The following is a 15,838-nucleotide window of genomic DNA, read 5'->3' as shown; positions in this document are numbered from 1 at the left end:
CGGCGCCAGCGGCGCTGGATGGTTACGCGCTCGCCGCCACCGCACCGGAATCCGCCGAGCCGCGCAGCTTGTTCATGGCCAGCGACGCGGCGGCAGTGCGCGTCTCCACGCCCAGCTTTTCGAACACATGCTCCAGGTGCTTGTTCACCGTGCGCGGGCTGGTGCCGAGGATGTCGCCGATATCCCGGTTGGTCTTCCCCTTGATCACCCAGTGCAGCACTTCCGACTCGCGCGTGGTCAGCTTGAACAGCGCCACCAGCGCCTGCACCTGCGCCGCGTCAGACTCTTCGCGCAGCACCACCATCCACTGTTCCTGGCTGCTCACGTCCGCCGCGCTGAAGATCAGCCGCGCGGCGCCCTGGATCACGTTCAGCGGCGGATGATCCTGCCCCGCGCGGCGCGCCTCCACCGTGGCCGCCAGCCACGCCGTCAGCTCGGCTGGCGTGTCGGCCAGCTGGCCCGTGCCCGGCAGCGCGAAGTAGTTCTGCATCAGCTGCCGCGCCAGCGGCGTTTGCCACACGATGCGCCCGGTGCGCGGACCGATCGCCAGCGCCGCGTTGCCGAAGGCGTCCAGCGCGCTGCGCGCCTGGTTCATCAGCCGCGCCGTCTGCAAGTGCGCCGCGATGCGCGCCAGCACCTCGCTCTGCCGTATCGGCTTGGTCACGTAGTCCGTGCCGCCCGCGCTGAAGGCCGCCAGCACATGCTCGGTTTCGGTCAGCCCCGTCATGAAGATGATGGGCACGTGCCGCGTGGCGATCTGCGCGCGCAGCTGGCGGCAGGTTTCAAAGCCGTCCATGCCGGGCATCACCGCGTCCAGCAGGATAATGTCCGGCACCGCCTGCGCGCAGCGCTCCAGCGCGTCCGCGCCGCTGTTCGCCACCAGCACCGTGAAGCCCGATTCGTCCAGCGCGTCGTGCAGCACCGCCAGGTTCTCCGGCACGTCGTCGACGATCAGCACCAAATGGCCGGGGCGGTGCTCAAACTGCTTCGGTATCATGGTTTTCTCCTGGTTCCTTGGTTTGTTCCGGGATTTGTTCCAGCAAGCGCGCCATCGCATCGAGCTGGAAGCGCGCCGCGTGGCCGCGCATGGCGGCGATGAAGGCCGAGTACTGCGGGCCGAGCATGGCGATTTCGTCGAGTTGGTGCACGATGCCGCGCACATAGCCCAGCTTGAGCTGGGCGCGCAGCTCCGCCAGCTGGGCGGCGGGCGGGAAGACGAGAACCGGCGGCGCTTCCTGCGCCTCGGCCACGATCTCGCTGCTGATGCCTTTCGGCGCCGCGTGCGATATCCACTCCAGCTGCAGGCGCCGGCCTATCCAGTCCAGCAGCTCGGCCACGTTTACCGGCTTGACGAAGAAGTCCTCGGCCGGAATCGCGGCCGGGTTGTCCAGCCCCTTGTCGTAAGCGTTGGCGGAGACGATGGCGATCGGCGCCTCGCAGCGGTGCACCTGGCGGATAATGCGGCTGGCCTCCCAGCCGTCCATGCCCGGCATGGCCAGGTCCATCAGGATCAGGTCCGGACCGAAGGCGGCGTAGTTGTCCACGCAGTCCGCGCCCGACACGGCCTGCGCCATTTCGAAGCCCAGCGGCGCCAGGATGTTGACCAGCAGTTCGCGGTCCACGCGCTCGTTGTCCACCACCAGCACCTTGCGGCGGCGGCCCGCATAGCCGGTGCGCACCGGTTCCGGCGCGCCGTCCGCGCGCGCTTCGGTGTGCACGCGCGGCAGCATCAGCTTGATCTTGAACACGCTGCCGCTGGCCGGCGTGCTGTTGAGCGTGAGCTCGCCGCCCATCAGCTGCGTCAGCATTTTGCTGATCGGCAGACCGAGGCCGGTGCCGGCGGCGCCCGCGTGCTCGCCGGCGCTGCCGCGCGTGAACGGCTCGAAGATGCTCTCGCGTTCCTCTTCCAGGATGCCGGGGCCGCTGTCCTCCACCTCGAAGGCCGCCATGTCGCGCGCGTAGCGCACCCGGAACACGACGCCGCCGCGTTCCGTGAACTTGACCGCGTTGCCGAGAATGTTGATGAGGATCTGGCCCAGCCGCTTGCGGTCCGCGCGCACCACGCGCGGCAGCTCGCCGCTCAGCTCATAGCGGAAGGACAGGCCCTTGCTGGCGGCCTGCTGCTCGAACATGCGCACGATCTGGCCGATAAAGTCCGGCAGCTTCACTTCCTTGATGTCGAAACTGAGCTTGCCACCCTCGATGCGGGCGATGTCCAGCGTGCCTTCGATCAGCGACAGCAGGTGCTCGCCGCTGCCGCGTATCACGCGGATGGCCTGCTGGCGGTGCTCCGGTATCGACGGGTCGTTGTCGAGCAGCTGCGCGTAGCCGAGGATGCTGTTGAGCGGCGTGCGGATCTCGTGGCTGATGCCGGCGATATAGCGGCTCTTGGCCTGGTTGGCCTGGTCGGCCTGCTTCTTGGCCTGCTGCAGCTGGGCGTCGGTCTGGCTATGCAGTTCGATTTCGCGCGTCAGCAAGCCGGTCTGGCGGTTCGATTCCTCCTGCGCCACGCGGCGGCTTTCGCTGGTGAGCACCAGCCACCACGCCACGATGCCGCTGGCCAGCAGCAGCGCGCCGAAGATCTTGATGAAGGCCACCCGCAGCTGCGGCAGCATGGTGGAGCCGGCCTCGATCAGCAGCCGCTCCTCGTGCACGTAGATCAGGCCGAGCAGGCCGCCGAGGAACAGCAGCGTCACCATCATCAGCAGCAGGTAGTGGCCAAGGCCGCTGGTGATGTAGGGCCACATGGACTTGGGCAGCAGCGCCTTCATGGCGCTGTCCCACTGTTCGGTGAAGCGCGCGTGCGGTTTGCAGACGTCGTTGCAGCGCGCGTCCAGGCAGCAGCACAGGGAGCAGATCGGGCCCTGGTAGGCCGGACAGTGCGCCATGTCTTCCGACTCGTATTCCTTGGAGCAGATGCAGCACACCTTGTGCAGCGTGGCGGCGGGCGCGGGCTGGCGCGCGATGTAGTACTTGCCTTTGGTGGCGATGGCGATCAGCGGCGCGGCGATGAAGGCAGTGCCCAGCGCGATAAAGGCCGAGAAGGCCTGCGCCTGCGCGCCGAACAGGCCAGTGAACGCCGCCACCGACAGCACCGACGCCAGCACCATGGCGCCCACGCCCACGGGATTGATGTCGTACAGGTAGGCGCGGCGGAACTCGATGCCCTTGGGGCTCAGCCCGAGCGGCTTGTTCACCACCAGGTCCGCCACCACGGCGGTGATCCAGGAAATGGCGATGTTGGAGTACAGTCCCAGCACCTGGTCCAGCGCCTGGAACACGTCCAGTTCCATCAGCAGCACGGCAATCAGCGCGTTGAACACCGCCCACACCACGCGGCCGGGATGGCTGTGCGTGAGCCGCGCGAAGAAGTTGGACCACGCCAGCGAGCCGGCGTAGGCGTTGGTCATGTTGATCTTCACCTGCGAGATGATGACGAAGCAGGCCGTCACCAGCACGGCGGCGGTGGGGCTGGCGAACACCTGCTGGAAGCCGGCCAGGTACATCTGGTTGGGGTTGACCGCCTGCGCCAGCGCCACCCCGCTGTTGATCGCCAGCAGCGCCAGCAGCGCGCCGCCCAGCATCTTGGCGATGCCGAGCAATATCCAGCCGGGGCCGGCGACCAGCACGCCCAGGTGCCACCGGACGCGGTTCTTCGCGGTCTTCTCCGGCATGAAGCGCAGGAAGTCCACCTGTTCGCCGATCTGGGTGATGAGCGCCACGCCGACGGCGGTGGCGGCGCCGAAGGCCAGCATGTTGAACTGGCCGTTGCCGGGCGACTGGCCGGCGAACTGCCCCAGTTGCGTGAACAGTTCCGGTTTTTTGACGGCGATGGCGATAAAGGGCAGCACCAGCAGCACCAGCCACACCGGCTGCGAAATCATCTGGATGCGGCTGATGAGGGTCACGCCGTGCGTCACCAGCGGGATCACCACCAGCGCGCTGACCATATAGCCTATCCAAAGCGGCAGGCCGAAATACAGCTCCAGCGCATAGGCCATGATGGCCGCTTCCAGCGCGAACAGGATGAAGGTGAAGGAGGCGTAGACGAAGGACGAGATGGTGGAGCCGATGTAGCCGAAGCCGGCGCCGCGCGTGAGCAGGTCCATGTCCACGCCGTACTTGGCGGCGTAGTAGCTGATCGGCAGGCCGGTCAGGAAGATGATCAGGCCCACCGCCATGATGGCCCAGAAGGCGTTGATGAAGCCGTAGTTGACGGCGATGGTGCCGCCTATCGCCTCCAGCACCAGGAAGGAGATTGCGCCGAAGGCGGTGTTCGATACGCGGAACACCGACCATTTGCGGAACGAGCGCGGCGTGTAGCGCAGCGCATAGTCTTCAATGGTTTCGTTGGCCACCCAGGTGTTGTAGTCGCGGCGTATCTTGACGATGCGCTGCGGCGGTTCCTGATCGGCCACGCCCGTTTTTGGTGCAGACACCGGCATTTCGCAGTCCCAGGTAGCGTAGTCCTGGTATGACTAGCAAGATTTACGCCCGGGGTTGGCCGGCGCGCTCGCGCGTCACCTCGTCCACCATCTCGCGCATCGCCGCCAGCAGCGGGTGGCGCGCCGTGTGCTGGGTGCCGTAGCCCAGGTTGAAAGCGTAATCGAAATCGGCCGGGTTCATGCCCTGGTTGTGCTGGATCATGGTCTCCAGCTTGTCCAGGCCCTTCACGATGCGCGCCTCGGGCGAGGCGGCGCCGTCGTACTCGTCCCACAGCGACAGCAACTGCGCGCGCAGCCGTTCCGGCAGCGGGGCGGCCAGCGTCTGCAAGTCCTCCCGCTCGCGCGCCGACTTGTCCGGCATGCCGGGCGTCTGCGCGATGGCGGGGATGTCGCCGTGGATCGCCTCGCCCAGGTCGTGGATCACGCACATCTTGAGGATGCGCGCGAAGTCCAGCCCGGGCAGTTCGTCTTCCAGCAGCATGGCGAACAGCGCCAGGCGCCAGCTGTGTTCAGCCGTGCTCTCGCGCCGGCCTTCGGAGGTATGCGCGGTGCGCAGCACGTTCTTGAGCCGCTCGGCCTCCTGCAGGAAGGCGATGCAGCCGGTCAGTTCGGATTTGTCCATGCCGCTACTGTACCAGCAGCCGCTTTTTTTGCCGCAATTTGGTGCAAACCGGTGCGAAAGCGTGGGCACGGTAGTTGCATCTTGAGAGGGACCGGCATCCCGACACCTCACCCTTGAAAGGAATCACCATGCTGCAATCGACCCACACCCAGGACGCGCACATGGCGCTGAGCGCCCGGATCGTCACCGCCAAGGCCATGAAGGATTTGACGTGGGCACAGCTGGCCGAAGGGACCGGCCTGAGCGTGCCCTATGTGACAGCGGCCCTGCTGGGCCAGCACGCGCTGCCGAAGGAGGCCGCCTTCGCGGTGGCGGAGCGGCTGGGCCTGGGCGCGGAGGCGGCGGCGCTGCTGCAAACCATCCCGCTGCGCGGCAGCATTCCGGGCGGCGTGCCGACCGACCCCACCATCTACCGCTTCTATGAAATAGTGCAGGTTTACGGCACCACGCTGAAGGCCCTGGTGCACGAGCAGTTCGGCGACGGCATCATCAGCGCCATCAACTTCAAGCTGGATATCCAGAAGGTGGACGACCCGGAGGGCGGCTCGCGCGCCATCGTCACGCTGGACGGCAAGTTCCTGCCCTATAAACCGTTCTGAGTGAGCGAACGCAGTTCGGCGCGCATGGAGGAGGCGCGCTGGGCGCCCACGCCGGCTTCGTACTCGGCCTGCGCCTGCGCCCAGTAGACGTGGGCTTCCTCGTATTTGGCCTGGCCGGCGGCGGTGAGCGAGAACACCAGCTTGCGGCTGTTTTCCGGGTCGGGCGCCTGCTGCACCAGGCCGTCGCGCGTCAGCGGCTTGATGGCGCGCACCAGGCTGGTCCTGTCCATCACCATGCGTTCGGACAGCTGCTGCATGCCGATGCCGGGATAGGCGCGGATGACGGCCAGCAGGCTGTATTGGGACGTGGCCAGGCCGGACGGCGCCATGTGGCGGTCGTACAGCGCGGTGACGTAGCGCGCAGCCTGGCGCAGCGCGAAGCAGTGGCACTGCGGCGTTTCGAGGTCGGCGGGATGGCTGCTCATGGCTGGGCCTTTTGCTGGATGCCGGCCACCAGGGCGGCCAGGGAGCGCGCAGCCAGGCGCGCTTCGAAACCGGCTTGGGCGTCGTCCAGCACTTCGCCCATGCTGTCCTTGATATGATCGCTGATCGGGCACAGCGGCTGCACGTCGTAGCCGTGGATGGAGAACGTGGCCGGGGCTTCGCTGGCGCGGTAAATGTCGAGCAGAGAGATGTCCTGCGGCGGGCGCGCCAGCGTGCAGGCGCCGTGCTTGCCGCGCGTAGTGCTGACGATGCCGGCCTTGACCAGCTTGGCGATCGAGCGCCGCACGAAGGTCGGCTCGGCATTGACGCTGCCGGCCAGTTTTGCGGAGGTGACGTCCTCGCCGTAGTGGTAGCCCAGCACGGCGGCCACGTGGGCGGCGACGGTAAATTGTACGTTCTTCTGTGACATGGTAGAGCTTTCAGCCTGACTTCCAGCGGCAAGTGTACCTTACACGGCGCGGCGGAGCATGGCGGGTTACGCGCCTTTGGCGCTAACCCGCCATGCCTGCGCATCAACCCCAGCCGCCGCCCAGCGCCCGGATCAGCGCCACGGTGGTGACGGCGCGGCTGCCGCGCAGCTGCACCGCCGTGCGCTCCACCGCCGCCAGGTTGCGCTGCGCGTCCAGTAGCTCCAGGTAGCTGGAGCGGCCGGCGTCGTACAGCTTCTGCGCCAGCTCGGCAGAGCGCCGCGCGGACACCACGGCGTCCTCGATCTGCCCGGCCTGGCCTGCCAGGATGCGCAGGCCCGCCAGGCTGTCCTCCACCTCGGCGAACGCCACCAGCACGCTTTGCCGGTAGGCCGCCACCGACTCGTCCAGCACCGCCTCGCTGCGCGCCACGTTGGCCTTGTTGCGGCCGCCGTCGATCAGCGGCGCCGACAGCAGGGCGCCCAGCAGCCAGGAACGGCTGCTCACCTTGAACACGTCCGCGAACGCGCCGCCCACGCCGCCGCCCGATGCGCCGATGTTCAGCGCCGGGAACATGGCCGCGCGCGCCACGCCGATGCGCGCGTTGGACGCCTCCATGGCGCGCTGCGCGGCGGCGATGTCCGGCCGCCGCTCCAGCAGCGCGGACGGCAGCCCGGCCGGGATCGCCGGCAGCAGCGCCGCGTCCAGCAGCGGGCTGGCGCCAGCCGTGAAGTCGGCCGCCGGTTTGCCCAGCAGGACCGCCAGCGCATGCTCGGTGGTGGCGCGCTGGCGTTGCAGGCCGATGGCGTCGGCGCGCGCGGACGACAGCTCGGTCTTGGCGCGCGCCAGGTCGAATTCGCCGATGTCGCCCAGGTCGAAGCGGCGCTGGTTGACCTTCACGTTTTCCTCGCGGGTCTGCACGGTGCGCGCCAGCGTGTCCAGTTCGGCGTCGGTGGCGCGCAGGCGGAAGTAGGTCTGCGCCACGTCCGCCTGCAGGGCCAGCAGCACGGAGCGGTAAGTGGCTTCCGCCGTGGCGGTGTCGTTGCGCGCCGCCGCCACATTGGAGGACACGCGGCCGAACAGGTCCACCTCGTAGCTGGCCGTCAGCCTGGCGGTGTAGCTGGTGTGCGGCGACATTGGCGTGCCCGCCGGCAGGCCGGCCTGCGCGGGCGAGGACAGGGCGCGCTGCGCGCCCAGGTTCACGCCCACCTGCGGCACGCGGTCCGCCTCGGCGATGCCGGCGATGGCGCGCGCCTGCTTCACGCGCGCCGTGGCGCCGGCCAGGCTGGCGTTGTTGCGCGTGGCCTCGGCGATCAGCGCCGTCAGCGCCGGATCGTTGAAGGCCAGCCACCACTCGCCGCGCGGCTGCTGCTCGGCGGCGCGGGCGGGTTGCCACCGCGTGCCGTCGGCGGCGGTCAGCACTGGCGCTGCGGCCTCCTTGAATGCCGTTGGCACGGCGATTTCCGGCTGTTTGAATACTGGTGCGGCACACGCCGTCAGCAGCAGGGCCGCCAGCAGCGGTGCGGCTCCCTTTGAGATCACGCTTTTCATATCATTTTCCTTCCAAAGCGGGTGCCGCCGCATCGGCGGCGCGCTGGTTCTCCAGCCGCTTGGCCAGGGTGCGCAGCAGCACGTAGAACAGCGGCGTGAGGAACAGGCCGAACAGGGTTACGCCCAGCATGCCGGCGAACACCGCAACACCCATCGCATGGCGCATCTCCGCGCCGGCGCCGTGCGAGAACACCAAAGGCACCACGCCCATGATGAAGGCGATCGACGTCATCAGGATAGGGCGCAGGCGCAGGCGGCACGCTTCCAGCGCCGCTTGCAGCACGGTGCGTCCATGGTGTTCCAGTTCGCGCGCGAACTCCACGATCAGGATCGCGTTCTTGGACGCCAGCCCCACCAGCACGAACAGCGCAATCTGCGTGAAGATGTTGTTGTCGCCGCCGGTCAGCTTCACGCCGATCAGCGCGCTCATGATGGACATCGGTACAATCAGGATCACCGCCAGCGGCAGCGTCCAGCTTTCGTACTGCGCGGCCAGCACCAGGAACACCAGCAGCACGCACAGCGGGAACACATACACCAGCGTATTCCCGGCCAGGATGTTCTGGTAAGTCAGCTCGGTCCATTCATACGCCACGCCCTGCGGCAGCACCTCCTGCGCAATGCGTTCCAGCGCCGCCTGCGCCTGGCCGGACGAATAGCCCGGCGCCGGGCCGGCGTTCACGTCCGCCGCCGCATAGGCGTTGAAGCGCTGCACCCGGTCCGGGCCGTAGCTGTCGGTGATGCGCATCAGCGAGGACAGCGGAATCATCTCGCCCTTGTCGCTGCGCACCTTCAGCTGCGCCACGTCTTCCACGCGCGAGCGGAACTGCGCGTCCGCCTGTACGCGCACCTGGTAGGTGCGGCCGAACTGGTTGAAGTCGTTCACGTACAGCGAACCGAGATTGATCTGCAGCGTTTGATAGATGGTCGCCAGCGGCACGCCCAGCTGCTTGGCCTTGTCGCGGTCGATGTCCGCGTACAGCTGCGGTACATTGATCTGGTACCCGGAGAACACGCCGGACAGCTCCGGCGCTGCGCGCGCCTTTTCCACCAGCTTCTGCGTCGCTTCGTACAGCGCGTCGTAGCCAAGGTTGCCGCGGTCTTCCACCATCATCTTGAAACCGCCGATGGTGCCAAGGCCATTCACCGGAGGCGGCGGAAACACCATCACGAACGCGTCCTGGATCGAGCCCACCCGTTTGTTGATCTCCGCTGCGATGCCGGGGGCGCTGGTTTCCTTGCTGTTGCGCTGGTCGGGCGCCAGTTCGCCCACGAACACGATGCCGGAGTTGGGCGCGTTGGTCAGGTCGTTGACGGACAGGCCGGGGAAGGCCACGGTGTTGCGCGCGCCGGGCACGCCCAGCGCGATGTCGGCGGTGCGGCGGATGACGGACTCGGTGCGGTTCAGCGAGGCGGCGTCCGGCAGCTGCGCGAAGCCGACCAGGTAGCCCTTGTCCTGCGACGGCACGAAGCCGGCCGGCACCACCTTGAACATCACGGCGGCCAGCGCCACCAGCACCAGGTAGAAACCGATCGATGCCGATTTACGCGCCAGCACGCCTTTCACGCCCGTTTCATACTTGTGCGAGGAGCGGCCGAAGAAACCGTTGAACCAGCTGAAGAAGCGGCCGAACAGCTTGTCCATCACGCGGGTGACGGCGTCCTTCGGCGCATCGTGCGGGCGCAGCAGCGCGGCCGCCAGGGCAGGGGCCAGGGTCAGCGAGCTGAATGCCGAGATCACCGTCGAGATGGCGATGGTGAGCGCGAACTGGCGGTAGAACTGGCCGGTGAGGCCGGGCACGAAGGCGATCGGCACGAACACCGCGCACAGCACCAGGGCGATGGCGATAATCGGCCCGCTCACTTCCTTCATGGCCTGCACCGTGGCCGCGCGCGGCGTGAGGCCGTTGGCGATATTGCGCTCCACGTTTTCCACCACCACGATGGCGTCGTCCACCACGATGCCGATGGCCAGCACCAGTCCGAACAGCGTCAGCGTGTTGATGGAGAAGCCGAAGCCGAGCATCACGGCGAAGGTGCCCACCACCGATACCGGCACCGCCAGCAGCGGGATGATGGAGGCGCGCCAGGTTTGCAGGAACACGATCACCACCAGCACCACCAGCGCAATCGCTTCCAGCAGGGTATGGATCACGGCCTTGATGGATTCGCGCACGAACTGGGTCGGGTCGTACGCAACGCTGTACTTCACGCCTTGCGGAAAGGCCTTGCTCAGCTCTTCCATCTTGGCGCGCACGTCGGCCGACAGCTGCAGGTCGTTGGCGCCGGGCGATGCGAAAATGGCCAGCGCCACCGCCGGCTTGTTGTCGAGCAGCGCGCGCAGCGCGTAGGAACCGGAGCCCAGTTCCACGCGGGCCACATCGCGCAGGCGGGTCAGCGCGCCGTTTTCGTTGGTGCGCACGATGATGTTGCCGAAGTCCTCCTCGGTCTTCAGGCGGCCCTGCGTGTTCAGCGTCAGCTGGAACTCGCTGTCCTTGCTGGGCGAGGCGCCCACCACGCCGGCGGCCACCTGCACGTTCTGTTCGCGGATGGCGTTGGCGACGTCGGTGGCCGTCATGTTGCGGGCGGCGACCTTCTGAGGGTCGAGCCAGATGCGCATGGCGTAGTCGCCCGAGCCCAGGATGTTCACCTGGCCCATGCCGGAAATGCGCGCCAGCTGGTCCTTCACGTTCAGCACCGCGTAGTTGCGCAGGTACAGTTCGTCGTAGCTGCCCTCGGGCGACACCAGGTGCACCACCATGGTCAGGTTGGGCGAGGTCTTCACCGTGGTCACGCCGATCTGGCGCACCTCTTCCGGCAGGCGCGGCAGCGCACGCTGGACCCGGTTCTGCACTTCGGTTTCCGCCTGCTGGATATTGGTGCCGATCTTGAAAGTGACGGTCAGCTTGAGCGCGCCATCCGACGTGTTTTGCGAGGACATGTAGATCATGTGCTCCACGCCGTTGATCTGCTCCTCCAGCGGTGCGGCCACCGTTTCGGCGATCACCTTGGGATTGGCGCCGGGGTACTGTGCGGTCACCACCACCGAAGGCGGCACCACGTTGGGGTATTCGGAGATGGGCAGCTGGAAGATCGAGATCAGGCCTGCCACGAACACGATGATGGACAGCACCGCCGCGAAAATCGGCTTGTCCACGAAGAAGCGCGAGAAGTTCATGATCAGTTCCCCTTGGCCGCAGCCGATGCGGCCGGGGCGGACAGCGCGGCCACTTTGGCGCCGGCCTGGCCGCCATCCATTTCCACCAGCTGCGGCGACAGCGGCGCGCCGGGGCGCACGCGCTGCAAGCCGTTGACGACGATCTTCTCGCCCGCCTTCAGGCCGGAGCGCACGATGCGCAAGCCGTCCACGGTCTGCCCCAGCATCACCTGGCGGTATTCGGCCTTGCTGTCCGGCGTGACCACGTAGACGAATTTGCGGCTCTGGTCCGTGCCGATGGACTGCTCGCTGATCAGCAGCGCGGCGGCGCGCGCCTGCGCGCTGTTATTGGTCTCCAGCTGCACCCTGGCGAACAGGCCGGGCACCAGCAGGTTGCCGCTGTTGGCGAACACGGCGCGCATGCGCACCGCGCCGGTGCGGGTGTCGAGCTGGTTGTCGACGAATTCCAGCTTGCCCTCGTGCGGGAAGCCGGCTTCGCTGGCCAGGCCGATGCGCACTTTCACCGGCTGTCCGCCGTGCGCCCGCGCGCCCACGTTCAGGTAGGTGGATTCGTCGCCGTCGAAGCTGGCGTAGATCCTGTCGTCCGAGACCACGGAGGTCAGCACGGCGGACGGATCGATCAGGTTGCCCACCGTGATTTCGGCCTTGCTCACGCGGCCGTCGATAGGCGCGGTCACCTGGGTGTAGCCGAGATTGAGCCTGGCCGTTTCCGCCTGCGCCAGCGCGGCGCGCGCGTTGGCGTCCAGTTCCTTCAGGCTGGAGGCGCGTTCGTCGTATTCGCGCTGGGCGATGGCTTTATCGGCCAGCAGCTTCTCCGCGCGCGACAGTTCCAGGCGCGCCAGTTCGGCCTTGGCCTTGGCCGCGTGCGCGGCGGCGTCGGCGCGCTCGGCTTCGGCCTGGAAGGGGCGGGTGTCGATCACGAACAGCACCTGGCCCTTTTTCACCTTGCCGCCCGGCTGGAAGTTTACCGCCGTGATGTAGCCGCCCACGCGCGAGCGGATCTGCACGCGTTCGATGGCTTCCAGGCGGCCCGAGAATTCCTGCGTTTCGGTCACCTGTTTTTCCAGCACCACGGCGGCGGTGATGGGCGCGCCCTGGCCGGCGGCGCCGCCAGCGGCGGCCGGCTTGCTGTTGGCGTCGCCGCAGCCGCTGAGCACGGATGCTGCCAGCCCGGCGCTGGCCAGCAGGGCAATGATGGGTCGGAGGGGCATGGTGATTTCCTTAATGTTGAGAACAATCCCGGGACAAAGTGTGCATATGCACACTTCAATTGAATGTGATTATAATCGTCGCATTTAAGAAGTCAACAAAAAAGCCCTGCGCCGTTTCCGGGGCAGGGCTTTCTTGATGAATCCTGGTGGTGATAGGTGGACTTGAACCACCGACCCCAGCATTATGAATGCTGTGCTCTAACCAACTGAGCTATATCACCGAAAGGTTGGTGGTGATAGATGGACTTGAACCATCGACCCCAGCATTATGAATGCTGTGCTCTAACCAACTGAGCTATATCACCGCAACGGCCAGCATTATCGCGGTTTGGGCCGGGGGCTGTCAAGGAAACCGCCTAAATAATTTGCTGCTGAGCTGTTTTCGATGCTGATTGCATAACTTTGCGGATCCCGGCCAGCATCGTGCCGGCCGCGTCCGGCGCCAGGCAGTCGATCACCACGCGCTCCGGCATCGAGCGCAGCCAGGTCAGCTGGCGCTTGGCGAGCTGGCGCGTGGCGATGATGCCGGTCTCGCGCATGGTCTTGAAGTCGATGGCGCCGTCCAGGTATTCCCACGCCTGGCGGTAGCCCACGCAGCGCATGGACGGCAGGCCCGGGTGCAGGTCGCCGCGGCGGCGCAGCTGTTCCACTTCGGTGATCAGGTCGCCGTCTTCGGTTTCCTGCAGCATGATGTCGAAGCGCCGCGCGATGCGCTGGTGCAGCACGGCGCGGTCGGACGGCTCCAGCGCGAACGACAGCAGCTCGAACGGCAGCTCGGTTTTTTCGCGCAGGGCCAGCAGCTCGGACATGGGTTTGCCGCTCAGCGCGATGATCTCCAGGGCGCGCTGGATGCGCTGGGCGTCGTTGGGCGCAAGGCGGGCGGCGGTGGCCGCGTCCTGCTGCGCCAGGCGGGCGTGCATGGCCGGCCAGCCCTCGCGCGCGGCTTCCTCTTCCAGTGCGGCGCGCAGCGCCGGGTCGGCGCCGGGCAGGTCGTCCAGGCCATCGGCCAGGCCTTTGAAGTACAGCATGGTGCCGCCCACCAGCAGCGGCAGCTTGCCGCGCGCGACGATCTCGTCCACCAGGCGCAGCGTGTCGTTGCGGAACTGGGCCACCGAGTAGGAGTCGAGCGGGTCGATGATGTCGATCAGGTGGTGCGGCGCGGCGGCGCGCTCTTCGCGCGTGGGCTTGGCGGTGCCGATGTCCATGCCGCGGTACACCAGCGCCGAATCGACGGAGATGATTTCGGACGGGATCTGCTGCGCGATGGCCAGCGCGGCGGCGGTCTTGCCGCTGGCGGTGGGGCCCATGATGGCCACGGCCAGCGGCTTGTTCTTTGCTTGCGTCATGATGCTTTTTTCGATTACTGGCCGCGCAGGAACAGCTTGTCCAGCGCGTTGATTTCCACTTGCACCCAGGTCGGGCGGCCGTGGTTGCACTGGTCGGCGCGCTCGGTGCTTTCCATCTGGCGCAGCAGGGCGTTCATTTCCTGCACCGACAGGATGCGGTTGGCGCGCACGGCGGTGTGGCAGGCCAGGGTGCCGAGCAGCTCGTTGCGGCGCTCGATCAGCACGCGCGAGCCGCCGAATTCGCGCACGTCGCGCAGCACGTCGCGCGCCAGCGTTTGCGCGTCGGCGTTCTTCAGCAGGGCCGGCACGGTGCGCACCGCCAGCGTGGTGGGCGACAGGGCGGCGATGTCGAAGCCCAGCGAATGCAGGGTTTCCTGGTGCTCCTGCGCGGTGCCCACTTCCACCGCGTCCGCGTAGAAGGTGACGGGGATCAGCAACTGCTGCACCTGCATGTCCTGGCCGGAGACCTGGGCGTCCAGTGCGTTTTTCAGCTGCTCGTACAGGATGCGCTCGTGCGCCGCGTGCATGTCCACCAGCACCAGGCCCTTGCTGTTCTGCGCCATGATGTAGATGCCGTGCAGCTGCGCCAGCGCGAAGCCGAGCGGGAATTCCTCGGCGGCCATGGCGGCGGAGGAGGCGATGTAGGGGGCGGCCTGGGGCAGGGCGTAGCCGGAGCCCGTGCCGGGCATGCCGCTGCCGTCCGCGCCGCTGCCGCCGCCGGCGCCATCGCCATCGCCGCCGTCAACGCCGTAGCTGGCGCGCGCGCCGAATGCGCTGCCGCCGCTGAACAGGGCGCCGTAGCGCTCCGTGCTCTGGGCCACGCCGCCGTGGTTGCCCGCATCGCCGAACTGGCGCTGCGGCTGGCCGAACGGCGAGGCCGAGAAGGTCGGCTGGTAGTCGGGATTCAGGATGGAGCCGAACGAGGTCTGCTCCTGCGGGCGCCACGGCGTGGTGGCGGTCAGGCCGTCCGCCGCAGGCAGCGGCGAGGGCACGCTGCCGTGCGAGGTGGCCGAGGTCTGCGCCAGCGCGCGCTGCACCGCGTGGAAGACAAACTGGTGCACCGCGCGGCTGTCGCGGAAGCGCACTTCGATCTTGGACGGGTGCACGTTCACGTCCACCAGCGCCGGGTCCAGGTCCAGCGCCAGCACGTAGGACGGGAAGCGGTCGCCGTGCAGCACGTCCTCGTAGGCCGCGCGCACCGCATGCATCAGCACCTTGTCGCGCACGAAGCGGCCGTTCACGTAGAAGAACTGGCCGTCGGCGCGCGCCTTGGACGCGGTGGGCAGGCCGGCGTAGCCGTGGATGCGCAGCGGGCCGGCGTTCTCGTCGATCGGCAGGCGCGCCGTGGCGAAGTTTTCGCCCAGGATCTGCGCGCTGCGCTTGGCCATTTCGCCCACCATCCAGTGGTCCACGGTCTTGCCGTTGTGCGCCAGCGAGAACGACACGTCCGGCCGCGCCAGCGCAATGCGGCGCACCACGTCGGCGCAGTGGCCGAATTCGGTCTGCTCGGATTTCAGGAACTTGCGGCGCGCCGGCGTATTGAAATACAGGTCGCGCACGTCGATGGTGGTGCCGGGCGCGCCGGAGGAGGGCGTGACGGTGCCCAGGTGCGAGCCGGTGATTTCCCATGCATGGGCCGCGTCGGCCGTGCGCGACGTCAGCGTGACAGCGGCCACCGACGCGATGGAGGCCAGCGCCTCGCCCCGGAAGCCCAGCGTGTTGACGTTTTCCAGGTCGTCCAGCGAGGCGATCTTGGAGGTGGCGTGGCGCGCCAGCGCGAGCGGCATCTGCTCGGGCGCGATGCCACGGCCGTTGTCGGTGATGGCGATGCGCTTGACGCCGCCTTCCTCCAGCCGCACGGTGATCTGGGTGGAGCCCGCGTCGAGCGCGTTTTCCAGCAATTCCTTGACCACCGCCGACGGTCTTTCCACCACCTCGCCGGCGGCGATCTGGGAAATCAACTGGTCGGGCAGGGCCTGGATGGGACGGTGTGGGGCGGGAGCGTTCATCCTGCGATTATAAAACACGGCGGGGC

The 15,838-nt window shown here is 67.4% G+C and carries 11 protein-coding genes and 2 tRNA genes; 1 reads left to right on the top strand and 12 read right to left on the bottom strand.

The features are described 5' to 3' along the window. Positions 1–22: 22 nt before the first annotated feature. From AC56DV_RS05455 to AC56DV_RS05445, 3 genes are read right to left on the bottom strand one after another with little or no spacing between them, the layout of a single operon-like run. Entirely contained in the window at positions 23–997 is a 975-nt protein-coding gene (locus AC56DV_RS05455; protein WP_496313291.1) for a response regulator, read from the bottom strand. Then, positions 978–4,445, bottom strand: a complete 3,468-nt coding sequence (locus tag AC56DV_RS05450; RefSeq protein ID WP_496313290.1) for a hybrid sensor histidine kinase/response regulator — start codon at positions 4,443–4,445, stop codon at positions 978–980. Before AC56DV_RS05450 ends, AC56DV_RS05455 begins: the two co-directional genes overlap by 20 nt. A gap of 43 nt (positions 4,446–4,488) precedes the next feature. After that, entirely contained in the window at positions 4,489–5,067 is a 579-nt protein-coding gene (locus AC56DV_RS05445; protein WP_496313289.1) for an HD domain-containing protein, read from the bottom strand. Positions 5,068–5,195: 128 nt separating this feature from the next. Between AC56DV_RS05445 and cynS the strand changes: the two genes are divergently transcribed. Then, positions 5,196–5,666 (top strand): cyanase, encoded by a 471-nt coding sequence (gene cynS, locus AC56DV_RS05440; RefSeq protein WP_496313288.1) that lies wholly within the window; start codon positions 5,196–5,198, stop codon positions 5,664–5,666. Here cynS and AC56DV_RS05435 read toward each other — a convergent pair. The 9 genes from AC56DV_RS05435 to mutL all read right to left on the bottom strand — a co-directional run bounded on the left by AC56DV_RS05435 (position 5,651) and on the right by mutL (position 15,812). After that, the gene (locus tag AC56DV_RS05435) at positions 5,651–6,091 is read right to left on the bottom strand and encodes a MarR family winged helix-turn-helix transcriptional regulator (protein WP_496313287.1); all 441 of its coding nucleotides are present in this window, start codon (positions 6,089–6,091) and stop codon (positions 5,651–5,653) included. The genes cynS and AC56DV_RS05435 overlap by 16 nt on opposite strands. Further along, on the bottom strand, positions 6,088–6,519 hold the full coding sequence (locus AC56DV_RS05430; RefSeq protein WP_496313286.1) for an Rrf2 family transcriptional regulator: 432 nt from the start codon (positions 6,517–6,519) through the stop codon (positions 6,088–6,090). Before AC56DV_RS05430 ends, AC56DV_RS05435 begins: the two co-directional genes overlap by 4 nt. 103 nt (positions 6,520–6,622) lie before the next feature. Then, entirely contained in the window at positions 6,623–8,068 is a 1,446-nt protein-coding gene (locus AC56DV_RS05425; RefSeq protein WP_496313285.1) for an efflux transporter outer membrane subunit, read from the bottom strand. Between the two features lies 1 nt (position 8,069). Further along, positions 8,070–11,246, bottom strand: coding sequence for an efflux RND transporter permease subunit (locus AC56DV_RS05420; protein WP_496313284.1), 3,177 nt, complete (start codon positions 11,244–11,246; stop codon positions 8,070–8,072). Positions 11,247–11,248: 2 nt separating this feature from the next. Next, entirely contained in the window at positions 11,249–12,457 is a 1,209-nt protein-coding gene (locus tag AC56DV_RS05415; protein WP_496313283.1) for an efflux RND transporter periplasmic adaptor subunit, read from the bottom strand. A 144-nt stretch (positions 12,458–12,601) separates the two neighbouring features. Next, a tRNA-Met gene (locus AC56DV_RS05410) sits at positions 12,602–12,678 on the bottom strand. Between the two features lie 7 nt (positions 12,679–12,685). Further along, positions 12,686–12,762: transfer RNA gene (locus AC56DV_RS05405), tRNA-Met, on the bottom strand. Positions 12,763–12,813: 51 nt separating this feature from the next. Then, the gene (gene miaA / locus AC56DV_RS05400) at positions 12,814–13,803 is read right to left on the bottom strand and encodes a tRNA (adenosine(37)-N6)-dimethylallyltransferase MiaA (protein WP_496313282.1); all 990 of its coding nucleotides are present in this window, start codon (positions 13,801–13,803) and stop codon (positions 12,814–12,816) included. Between the two features lie 14 nt (positions 13,804–13,817). Next, positions 13,818–15,812: a DNA mismatch repair endonuclease MutL gene (mutL, locus tag AC56DV_RS05395; RefSeq protein WP_496313281.1), complete on the bottom strand. Its 1,995-nt coding sequence runs from the start codon at positions 15,810–15,812 to the stop codon at positions 13,818–13,820. Positions 15,813–15,838 lie beyond the last annotated feature (26 nt).

The sequence above is a fragment of the Massilia sp. BGA-UO-ETr-WB1 genome (assembly GCF_059567845.1).
The sequence above is the reverse complement of the archived record's forward strand: the minus strand, read 5'-3'. Positions and strand labels throughout refer to the sequence as shown.

Bases quoted from the DNA above. Each gene is read 5' to 3' on its own strand.
- mutL (WP_496313281.1), bottom strand. From the start codon at position 15,812: ATGAACGCTCCCGCCCCACACCGTCCCATCCAGGCCCTGCCCGACCAG.
- miaA (WP_496313282.1), bottom strand. From the start codon at position 13,803: ATGACGCAAGCAAAGAACAAGCCGCTGGCCGTGGCCATCATGGGCCCC.
- AC56DV_RS05415 (WP_496313283.1), bottom strand. From the start codon at position 12,457: ATGCCCCTCCGACCCATCATTGCCCTGCTGGCCAGCGCCGGGCTGGCA.
- AC56DV_RS05445 (WP_496313289.1), bottom strand. From the start codon at position 5,067: ATGGACAAATCCGAACTGACCGGCTGCATCGCCTTCCTGCAGGAGGCC.
- AC56DV_RS05455 (WP_496313291.1), bottom strand. From the start codon at position 997: ATGATACCGAAGCAGTTTGAGCACCGCCCCGGCCATTTGGTGCTGATC.
- AC56DV_RS05430 (WP_496313286.1), bottom strand. From the start codon at position 6,519: ATGTCACAGAAGAACGTACAATTTACCGTCGCCGCCCACGTGGCCGCC.
- AC56DV_RS05425 (WP_496313285.1), bottom strand. From the start codon at position 8,068: ATGAAAAGCGTGATCTCAAAGGGAGCCGCACCGCTGCTGGCGGCCCTG.
- AC56DV_RS05435 (WP_496313287.1), bottom strand. From the start codon at position 6,091: ATGAGCAGCCATCCCGCCGACCTCGAAACGCCGCAGTGCCACTGCTTC.
- cynS (WP_496313288.1), top strand. From the start codon at position 5,196: ATGCTGCAATCGACCCACACCCAGGACGCGCACATGGCGCTGAGCGCC.
- AC56DV_RS05420 (WP_496313284.1), bottom strand. From the start codon at position 11,246: ATGAACTTCTCGCGCTTCTTCGTGGACAAGCCGATTTTCGCGGCGGTG.
- AC56DV_RS05450 (WP_496313290.1), bottom strand. From the start codon at position 4,445: ATGCCGGTGTCTGCACCAAAAACGGGCGTGGCCGATCAGGAACCGCCG.